At 62.4% G+C, this 8,561-nt stretch carries 8 protein-coding genes; 6 read left to right on the forward strand and 2 right to left on the reverse strand.

The genetic code is table 11. From position 1 onward, the window contains the following. The first annotated feature begins 147 nt into the window (after nt 1-147). From QMX86_RS06775 to QMX86_RS06790, 4 genes are all read left to right on the forward strand, one after another. Nucleotides 148-1,503, forward strand: coding sequence for a pitrilysin family protein (locus QMX86_RS06775; protein ID WP_071172213.1), 1,356 nt, complete (start codon nt 148-150; stop codon nt 1,501-1,503). Next, nucleotides 1,496-2,986 (forward strand): pitrilysin family protein, encoded by a 1,491-nt coding sequence (locus tag QMX86_RS06780; protein ID WP_282383818.1) that lies wholly within the window; start codon nt 1,496-1,498, stop codon nt 2,984-2,986. The genes QMX86_RS06775 and QMX86_RS06780 overlap by 8 nt, the downstream gene beginning before the upstream one ends. Continuing rightward, entirely contained in the window at nt 2,986-3,600 is a 615-nt protein-coding gene (gene rsmD / locus QMX86_RS06785; protein WP_282383816.1) for a 16S rRNA (guanine(966)-N(2))-methyltransferase RsmD, read from the forward strand. Before QMX86_RS06780 ends, rsmD begins: the two co-directional genes overlap by 1 nt. 65 nt (nt 3,601-3,665) lie before the next feature. Further along, on the forward strand, nt 3,666-4,661 hold the full coding sequence (locus QMX86_RS06790; RefSeq protein ID WP_122698594.1) for a hydrolase: 996 nt from the start codon (nt 3,666-3,668) through the stop codon (nt 4,659-4,661). A 119-nt stretch (nt 4,662-4,780) separates the two neighbouring features. Here the strand turns inward: QMX86_RS06790 and QMX86_RS06795 are convergent, their stop codons facing one another. Both QMX86_RS06795 and QMX86_RS06800 read right to left on the reverse strand, forming a co-directional pair. After that, nucleotides 4,781-5,635: a sulfurtransferase gene (locus QMX86_RS06795; protein ID WP_282383813.1), complete on the reverse strand. Its 855-nt coding sequence runs from the start codon at nt 5,633-5,635 to the stop codon at nt 4,781-4,783. A 31-nt stretch (nt 5,636-5,666) separates the two neighbouring features. Further along, nucleotides 5,667-6,338, reverse strand: a complete 672-nt coding sequence (locus QMX86_RS06800) for a TetR/AcrR family transcriptional regulator (protein ID WP_016772708.1) — start codon at nt 6,336-6,338, stop codon at nt 5,667-5,669. Between the two features lie 147 nt (nt 6,339-6,485). Here QMX86_RS06800 and QMX86_RS06805 point away from each other — a divergent pair, with 147 nt between their 5' ends. Together QMX86_RS06805 and QMX86_RS06810 are read left to right on the forward strand one after the other, a co-directional pair. Then, on the forward strand, nt 6,486-7,916 hold the full coding sequence (locus tag QMX86_RS06805) for a coniferyl aldehyde dehydrogenase (RefSeq protein ID WP_282383811.1): 1,431 nt from the start codon (nt 6,486-6,488) through the stop codon (nt 7,914-7,916). A 29-nt stretch (nt 7,917-7,945) separates the two neighbouring features. Continuing rightward, complete coding sequence (locus QMX86_RS06810; protein ID WP_197891247.1) at nt 7,946-8,491, forward strand: twin-arginine translocation pathway signal protein; 546 nt, start codon at nt 7,946-7,948, stop codon at nt 8,489-8,491. Nucleotides 8,492-8,561 lie beyond the last annotated feature (70 nt).

Consider the following 8,561-nt stretch of genomic DNA (forward strand, 5'->3'; position numbering starts at 1 on the left):
CTGCTGCTATCCGCGACAAACCCATACAGCCTGACCGGGTGTCGAAACCTGATAGGCGTGGCCGCCAGTAAAACGGATCAGTATCCTAGCACCCTCTCGCCCGCCGACGCTAAGACCAAGCGGGCAGCCCAACAGGTTGAAAAACGAATGAATGCTCTTGCCCGCCGCGCTGCTGGCCTGCTGCTCAGCGCAGTCTGCCTGCCCCTTTCGGCCCTGGCGGCCGACCCGCAACCGACCCATGAATTCACCCTCGACAACGGCCTCAAGGTCGTCGTGCGCGAAGACCATCGTGCGCCGGTGGTCGTTTCGCAGATCTGGTACAAGGTCGGCTCCAGCTACGAGACTCCAGGCCAGACTGGTCTGTCCCACGCGCTTGAGCACATGATGTTCAAGGGCAGCGAAAAGGTCGGCCCCGGCGAAGCTTCGCTGATCCTGCGCGACCTTGGCGCCGAAGAGAACGCGTTCACCAGCGACGACTTCACGGCTTATTACCAGGTGCTGGCCCGTGATCGTCTTGGCGTGGCCTTCGAGCTGGAAGCCGACCGCATGGCCAACCTGCGCCTGCCGGCCGACGAGTTCGCCAAGGAAATCGAAGTCATCAAGGAAGAGCGCCGCCTGCGCACCGATGACAAGCCGATGTCCAAGGCTTACGAGCGCTACAAGGCCATGGCCTACCCGGCCAGCGGTTACCACACGCCGACCATCGGCTGGATGGCTGACCTCGACCGCATGAAAGTCGAGGAACTGCGCCACTGGTACCAATCCTGGTACGCGCCGAACAACGCCACGCTGGTGGTGGTCGGTGACGTCACTCCGGACGAAGTGAAAACCCTCGCCCAGCGTTATTTCGGCCCGGTCGCCAAACGCGACGTGCCACCGGCGAAAAAACCGCTGGAACTGGCCGAGCCCGGCGAACGCCAGATCACCCTGCGCGTGCAGACCCAACTGCCGAGCCTGATGCTTGGCTTCAACGTGCCGAGCATTGCAACCGCTGAAGACAAACGCTCGGTCAACGCCTTGCGCCTGATCTCGGCGCTGCTCGACGGCGGCTACAGCGGACGCATCCCGGCGCAACTGGAACGCGGCGAAGAGCTGGTCTCCGGCGGCTCGTCGGACTATGACGCCTACACCCGTGGCGACAGCCTGTTCACCCTGTCGGCCACGCCGAATACGCAGAAGAAAAAGACCATCGCCCAGGCCGAAGCCGGCTTGTGGAAACTGCTTGAGCAACTGAAAACCACCGCGCCGTCTGCCGAAGAGCTGGAACGCGTCCGCGCTCAAGTCATCGCCGGCCTGGTCTACGAGCGTGACTCGATCACCAGCCAGGCCACCGCGATCGGTCAACTGGAAACGGTCGGCCTGTCGTGGAAGCTGATGGACACCGAACTGGCCGATCTGGAAAGCGTGACCCCGCAAGACATCCAGAACGCCGCGAAAAAGTATTTCACCCGCGAACGTCTCAGCGTCGCCCACGTCCTGCCTTTGGAGACGACTCATGAGTGAGCGCAAAACCCCACGCCTGATGCTGCTTGGCCTGATTGCTGTCGCGGTGATCGGCTCGGCAGCGGTTTATTTGTCGCCAAGCGCTGACAGCAAGGCCAGCGAAGCACTGGATAACGCCAAGTCCAGCCAGAAACTGCAATCGCTGGCCGAACTCGACGGCAAGGCCCCGGCCAGCCGCAAGCTTGATGTGCAGACCTGGAACACTGCTGAAGGCGCGAAAGTGCTGTTCGTCGAAGCCCATGAGTTGCCGATGTTCGATATGCGCCTGATCTTCGCCGCTGGCAGCAGCCAGGACGGCAACGTCCCCGGCCTCGCGGTGCTGACCAACGCCATGCTCAACGAAGGCATCGCCGGCAAAGACGTCGGCGCCATCGCTCAAGGCTTTGAAGGCCTCGGCGCCGACTTCGGCAACGGTGCGTTCAAGGACATGGCGCTGGCTTCGCTGCGCAGCCTGAGCGCACCTGAGCAGCGTGAACCGGCGTTGAAGCTGTTCGCCGATGTGGTCGGCAAACCGACCTTCCCCGCCGACTCCTTCGCGCGCATCAAGAACCAACTGCTCGCCGGTTTCGAATACCAGAAACAGAACCCCGGCAAACTGGCCAGCCTGGAGCTGATGAAGCGTCTGTACGGCGATCACCCGTACGCGCATTCCAGCGATGGCAATGCCCAAAGCGTGCCGAAGATCACTGTCACGCAATTGCGCGAGTTTCATGCCAAGGCCTACGCCGCCGGCAACGCTGTGATTGCACTGGTCGGCGACCTGTCGCGAGCCGAAGCCGAGACGATCGCCAATCAGGTTTCCTCTGCCCTGCCGAAAGGTCCGGCTCTGGCGAAAATCGCCGCACCTCAGGAACCGAAGGCCAGCGTCAACCACATCGAGTTTCCGTCGAAACAGACCAACCTGATGCTCGCGCAACTGGGCATCGATCGCGACGATCCGGATTACGCCGCGCTGTCGCTGGGCAACCAGATCCTCGGCGGCGGTGGTTTCGGTACGCGCCTGATGAGCGAAGTGCGCGAGAAGCGCGGCCTGACCTACGGCGTGTATTCGGCGTTCAGCCCGATGCAGGCCCGTGGGCCGTTCATGATCAATCTGCAGACCCGCGCCGAGATGAGCGAAGGCACCCTGAAACTGGTGCAGGACGTGCTCGCCGACTACCTGAAAACCGGGCCGACACAGAAAGAACTCGACGATGCCAAGCGCGAACTGGCCGGCAGCTTCCCGCTGTCCACCGCGAGCAACGCCGACATCGTTGGCCAATTGGGCGCGATGGGCTTCTATAATCTGCCGCTGAGCTATCTCGACGATTTCATGCGTCAGTCGCAAAGCCTGACCGTAGAGCAAGTCCGCGACGCCCTGAACAAACACCTGAGCACGGAGAAAATGGTCATCGTCACCGCTGGCCCGACCGTGCCGCAAAAGCCGTTACCGGCCCCATCTGATAAACCTGCCGAGCAACCGCTCGGGGTTCCGGAGCATTAATGGCCACTCGAGCACCGAAAAAACCCGTGCAAAACGTGCACAACGGCGTGAACCAGCTGCGCATCATTGGCGGCCAGTGGCGCAGCCGCAAGCTGAGCTTCCCAGACGCACCAGGCCTGCGCCCGACCCCGGATCGCGTGCGCGAAACCCTGTTCAACTGGCTCGCGCCGTATGTCGAAGGGGCGAAAGTGCTCGACCCGTTCGCCGGCAGCGGCGCGCTGTTTCTCGAAGCGCTGTCCCGAGGCGCGGCCACGGCCCAGGCGCTGGACGCCAGCAACGTTGCGGTTTCCAGCCTGAAAGAACACCTCGGCACCCTGCGTTGCAGCAACGGCCAGGTGCAAACCGCCGACGCGCTGCGCTACCTGGAAACCCAGACCGCGACGCCGTTCGACCTGGTGTTCCTCGACCCACCGTTCAACCACAACCTGTTGCCAGCGGTTTGTGCTTTGCTGGAAGAGCGCCAATGGCTGGCGGCCGATTCGTGGATCTACACTGAAAGCGAAACAGCGCCATCGACGCTGGGCCTGCCGGGCAACTGGCGTCTGCATCGTGAACAGAAATCCGGTCGGGTTTTTTACGCGCTGTGGCAGCGCACGGCGGACATCGCCGGCTGACAAGGTCGCAAGCAACCTGCGGCGAGGGGGCGAGCTTCCTCGCCACAAGCCCATCGAGAATCATCGTGCCCCCTTCGCCAGAACGCTTCATCCCCGCCTTCGGCCTCGGCAATCCGCATCTGCAAACCCTGTGGGGGCCGCTGTGGCGCAAGACCGTGCACATCGAGCGCGAACGCGAACGCCTGTGGCTCGAGGACGGCGACTTCCTCGACCTCGACTGGCACGGCCCGCACAGCGCCGAGGCGCCGTTGGTACTGGTGCTGCACGGTTTGACCGGCTCTTCCAATTCGCCCTATGTGGCGGGCATTCAAAAGGCCTTGGCCGAGCAGGGCTGGGCCAGCGTCGCGCTGAACTGGCGCGGTTGTTCCGGCGAGCCGAATCTGTTGCCGCGCAGCTACCACTCCGGCGCCAGCGAAGACCTTGCCGAAGCCATCCAGCACCTGCGCGCGAAACGACCGTTGGCGCCGTTGTACGCGGTCGGCTATTCGCTGGGCGGGAATGTGCTGCTCAAGCATCTGGGTGAAACCGGCAGCAACAGCGGTGTGCTCGGCGCGGTGGCGGTGTCGGTACCGTTCCGTCTCGATCAATGTGCCGATCGTATCGGCCAAGGGTTTTCGCGGGTGTATCAGGCGCACTTCATGCGAGAGATGGTCGCCTACATCAGGAACAAGCAGCGTCAGTTCCAGCATGACGGACGCGAAGATGGCCTGGCGAAACTGGCCGCGCTCGGCTCGCTGGAAAACATGCGCACATTCTGGGATTTCGACGGCCGGGTTACCGCGCCATTGCACGGTTTCAATGACGCCGAGGATTACTACCGCCGCGCCTCGAGCCGCTACTACCTCGGCGAGATCCGCACGCCGACGCTGATCATTCAGGCGGCGGACGATCCGTTTGTATTTCCACACAGCCTGCCGCAAGCCGACGAGTTGTCAGCCTGCACCCGGTTCGAATTGCAGGCGCGTGGCGGTCATGTCGGTTTCGTCGACGGCTCGGTGCGCAGGCCCGGGTATTACCTCGAGCGGCGTATCCCGCAATGGCTGGCCGCACTCGGTCAATGAGCGCCGCATATCCCTTTCAGGAGTGAGCCTGCTCGCGATCGCGGTGTGTCAGTCTGGAAATTCAATGCCTGACAGGACGCCTTCGCGAGCAGGCTCGCTCCCACATGGGATCAGCGATGTTATTCGCCGGTGGCAATGCCGCGCGACGGCTCGTTGATCCACTCGCTCCACGATCCGGCATACAGCGCACCCAGCGGATAGCCAGCCAGGCACAGTGCGAACAGGTTATGGCACGCCGTCACCCCGGAGCCGCAGTAAGCGACCAGTTCCGACGGTGAGCGATCACCCAGTTTCGCGGCAAAGCGCTGCTTGAGCTGCTCCGCCGGCAAAAAACGTCCATCACTGCCGAGGTTGTCGGTGAACGCCGCGCACTGCGCGCCGGGAATGTGTCCGGCGACCGGATCGATCGGTTCCACTTCGCCCTTGAAGCGCGGCAAGGCGCGGGCGTCGAGCAGGGTCAGGGTTGGCTGGCCGAGGCGCTGCTGCAATTGTTCGGCGCTGAGCAACAGGCTCATGTCCGGCTGACCACTGAAGCTGCCCGGCGTCACGCTCGGCGGATCCAGGCTCAGCGGCAGGCCGGCGGCGTGCCAGGCTTTGAGCCCGCCATCGAGAATGAATACGCCGTCGCGCTTGCCCAGCCAAGCCAGCAACCACCACGCCCGCGCCGCGTATGCACCCGGGCCGTCGTCGTACAAAACCACATCGCTGTCGTTGCTGATGCCCCAGGCTTGCAGGCGCTCGATCAACACCGCCGGCTCGGGCAACGGATGACGCCCGGTCACGCCCTTCTCGACTTTACCGCTCAGATCCCGTTCCAGATCGGCGAAACTCGCCCCGGCAATATGCCCTTCGGCGTAGCTGCGCTGACCGTAATCCGGATCTTCGAGGGCAAAACGACAATCGAGAATCACCAGCCCCGGCTGCTCTTTGCGAGCGTCCAGTGCTTGTGGGCTGATCAACTGCGCAATCGACATAACGGGCTCCTGTGGAATTCGGCTGAAGGGTTTATTTCACGTCTTCGAGGGCCTGCGCCAGCGGCACGTAGAACTCGTCGAACAATGCGTTGACTTCATCCCGCGCCTGATCGGTAACAAACCCTGCTTCCAGCACCAGCACCTGATACACGCCACGCTTCACGGCCTGTTCGCTGAGGTGGTTGGAGTTTTCCCGGGTGGTGCACAGAAAACGCACCCACGAGGTCAGGATGATCCACGCATTGAGGGTCAGCGATTCGATCTGCACGCGATCCATTTTCAGAATGCCGGCGGCGACAAAACCTTCGTAGATAGCGGCCCCCTGGATCACGCAGCGCTGGGAAAAGCGCCGATAACGCGCGGCCAGTTCTGCATCGCTGTCGAGCAGATGCTCGAGGTCGCGATGCAGAAAGCGGTAGCGCCACATGGCCGAAAGCAGTTCCTTCAAATAGAAACGCTTGTCTTCGACGGTCGCCGGGCGGCCCTGGGGCGGACGCAAAAAGCTGTCCACCAGGGCTTCGTACTCACTGAACAACACGGCGATGATCGCCTGCTTGTTGGGGAAGTGGTAGTACAGGTTGCCCGGAGAAATCTCCATGTGCGCGGCGATGTGGTTGGTGCTGACGCTGCGCTCGCCCTGCTGATTGAACAGCTCCAGGCTGTTCTGAACGATGCGCTCGCTGGTTTTTATTCGTGGGGCCATGGCTTGAGCTTTAATTCAGAGTGCGTAGACGGCGCATCTTACGACCTAACCGGAAATGGATAAAACACTGACGTGCGCGGAAGTCGTTTGACTTTCTAGAGCTTAGACTCTAAAAAGTGCCCACTACAATAAAATCCGGAGCCCGCGATGACTGCCGACATTGCCTACCTGCAAACGCTGCAACAGCCTCTTGAAACCCTTGATCGGCAGTTCCAGGCACAACGGGCTGCGTATGCCGCCAACCCGATGCCGCCGGCCGCACAGCGGCAACAATGGCTCAAGGCTTTGCGCGATCTGCTCAGCGCTGAGCGGCAGGCACTGATCGACGCGATCAGCGCCGATTTCAGTCACCGCAGCGCCGACGAAACCCTGCTCGCCGAACTGATGCCGAGCCTGCACGGCATTCACTACGCCAGTCGTCACCTGAAAAACTGGATGAAGCCCTCGCGGCGCAAGGTAGGCATGGCGTTCCAGCCTGCTTCGGCGAAGGTGGTTTATCAGCCGCTGGGCGTGGTCGGCGTGATCGTGCCGTGGAACTACCCGCTGTATCTGGCCGTGGGGCCGATGGTCGGCGCCCTGGCTGCCGGCAATCGGGTGATGCTCAAGCTCAGCGAATCGACCCCGGCTACCGGCCTGCTGCTCAAAGAACTGCTGGCGCGGATCTTTCCCGAAGACCTGGTTTGCGTGGTGCTGGGTGAGGCGGATGTCGGCGTGGCGTTCTCGCGTCTACCTTTCGATCATCTGCTGTTCACCGGCTCCACCAGCGTCGGCAAGCACGTCATGCGCGCTGCCGCGGAAAACCTGACGCCAGTGACGCTGGAACTGGGCGGCAAATCCCCAGCCATTGTCTCCAGAGACGTACCGCTCAAGGACGCCGCCGAACGCATCGCCTTCGGCAAGACCCTGAACGCCGGGCAGACCTGCGTCGCGCCCGACTATGTGCTGGTGCCGGAAGACCGCGTCGGCGCTTTCGTCGAGGCCTATCGTCAGGCTGTGAAAGGCTTCTACCCGACCCTGGCCGACAACGCCGACTACACCGCGATCATCAACGAACGCCAACTGGCCCGGCTGAACGGATACGTCAGCGACGCGACCAGCAAGGGCGCGCTGCTGATCCCGCTGTTCGAACAAGGCCAGGGCCGACGCATGCCGCACAGCGTGCTGCTCAATGTCAGCGATGAAATGATCGTGATGCAGGACGAAATCTTCGGCCCGTTGCTGCCAATCGTGCCTTATCGCGATCTGGAGCAGGCATTCGCTTACATCAATCAGCGGCCTCGTCCTCTGGCTCTTTACTACTTTGGCTACGACAAACGCGAGCAGCATCGCGTACTGCACGAGACCCATTCCGGCGGCGTATGCCTGAACGACACCTTGTTGCATGTCGCTCAGGACGATATGCCCTTCGGTGGCATCGGCCCCTCGGGCATGGGCCATTACCACGGCCACGAAGGTTTCCTGACCTTCAGCAAGGCCAAGGGTGTGCTGATCAAACAGCGCTTCAACGCGGCCCGGCTGATCTACCCGCCCTACGGCACATCGATTCAGAAACTGATTCAGAAACTGTTCATTCGCTAAACGTTCGTCGACGCCGGGTAATAACAACAATGCACCCAAGCCTGACCGAAACACCCGCCCTGTCGCGCCGTGGCCTGCTGAAATTCAGCCTCGGCGCCAGCGCGTTTCTCGCCACCGCCGGCCTTGGCGCCAGCCTCACTGGCTGCTCGTCAAGCGTCAGCGCCAACGGCTTTGTGGTTTTGCGCGACGGCGATCTGCTGTTCCTGCGCGCGCTGATCCCGGTGATGCTCGACGGCGCCGTCGCCGCCGGGGAAATGCCCGCAGCGGTCGACGGCACGCTGAAGTCGCTGGACTACAGCCTCGATCACGTGTCGCCGGAAATGCTCAAGCTCACTCGGCAACTGTTCGATGTGCTGGGCATGGCCGTGACCCGTGGCCCGCTCACCGGCATCTGGGGCAGTTGGGAAAACGCCAGCCCTGAAGCGATGCGGCATTTCCTCGAACGCTGGGAGAACAGTTCACTGAGCTTGCTGCGCATGGGCCATAGCTCGTTGCAGCAGATGGTGATGATGGCCTGGTACACCCGCGCCGAGTCCTGGGCGCATTGCGGTTATCCCGGGCCGCCGAAGGTCTGAAACCGGGGCGCGGCCTTCGCGAGCAGGCTCGCTCCCACATTTGAAATGCATTCCCCTGTGGGAGCGAGCC

The sequence above is a fragment of the Pseudomonas sp. PS01270 genome (assembly GCF_029959775.1).
Classification (GTDB): Bacteria; Pseudomonadota; Gammaproteobacteria; order Pseudomonadales; family Pseudomonadaceae; genus Aquipseudomonas; species Aquipseudomonas atacamensis.